Origin of the sequence: Mammaliicoccus fleurettii (genome assembly GCF_003970575.1) — a bacterium.
GTDB lineage: Bacteria > Bacillota > Bacilli > Staphylococcales > Staphylococcaceae > Mammaliicoccus > Mammaliicoccus fleurettii.
In genome coordinates this window covers 1-1,047 of the sequence record NZ_RXWZ01000218.1, presented here as the reverse complement: position 1 = coordinate 1,047, position 1,047 = coordinate 1, and the positions used below count along the sequence as shown (strand labels likewise).

General features: G+C 29.4%; 1 protein-coding gene. It reads left to right on the top strand.

Annotated features, from left to right (window positions below):
* Positions 1-777 (top strand): sporulation integral membrane protein YtvI (gene ytvI, locus CD129_RS12605; protein WP_126577761.1); only part of this gene is annotated, 777 nt, incomplete at its 5' end.
* Between the last annotated feature and the right edge of the window lie 270 nt (positions 778-1,047).

Here is a 1,047-nt window from a genome sequence, read left to right as displayed (position 1 = left end):
ATAAAAGACTTACCTAATAGAATAAATTTATTAATAAAAGTTATAGAACAGTACAATGATAAAATGAAAGCAGTGTTGCCAGATGAAATGGCTGAAACAATCAATAAAGAACTGCAAAATTTTGTAGCTACATTGAGAGATTCCATCACTCATTATTTTAGTGTACAAAATATAACAGAAGTTGTTTCTTCATTACCTGGATTTATCATCAGTCTTGTTGTTTTTCTAGTAGCATTATTTTTATTTATGTTAGAAATACCTAATATTCATCGTTTCATAAAAAAACATTTATATCCTGCAACATACCGAGAAGTGTATAAAATATATAACAAAATTGGACATTCTATAATTGGAATGCTTACAGCAACAATTGTCTTAAGCTTTATTACATGGGTATTTACATACTTTGGCCTTCTCATTATCGGCGTAGAATCTGCCTTTATTATTAGCCTATTCATTTGGTTTGTTGACCTATTACCAATTATCGGTGCAACAGGATTAACAATCCCATGGGCAATTTATGCTTATATTATTGGAGACCCAACTTTAGGTATCCAACTCATAATATTATCAATTGTTTTATTAGTACAAAGAAAGATATTAGAACCTAAAATCTTTGGTACAGGCGTTGGTTTAACACCATTGCCCACTTTAATTTCAATGTTTATTGGATTAAAATTACTTGGTTTCATAGGATTCTTTATAGGACCACTTGTTTTAATTGTAATCAAAACGATTCTAGAATCAGGTATTATCAAAACAGACTTTAAAATATAGAAAAATGAGCTTAGGACATAAATGTCCTAGAATTCTATTAAGAGCAGAAATTCATTATTAAAATTGAATATCTGCTTTTATTTTTTTAAAAATCATTCACGCTACTTCCGACTTGTGTAAATATAGCTAGCCTTGCTTACACTTCTTTAGACTTGTGTAAATATAGATACCCTTACTTACATGGACCGTCTACACTTAATTGGACAACTTCTTTAAAGAGAAGTATTGTTAAAATTAAGAAAGTAGGTGGTCTTTTTATGAGAAGAGAGC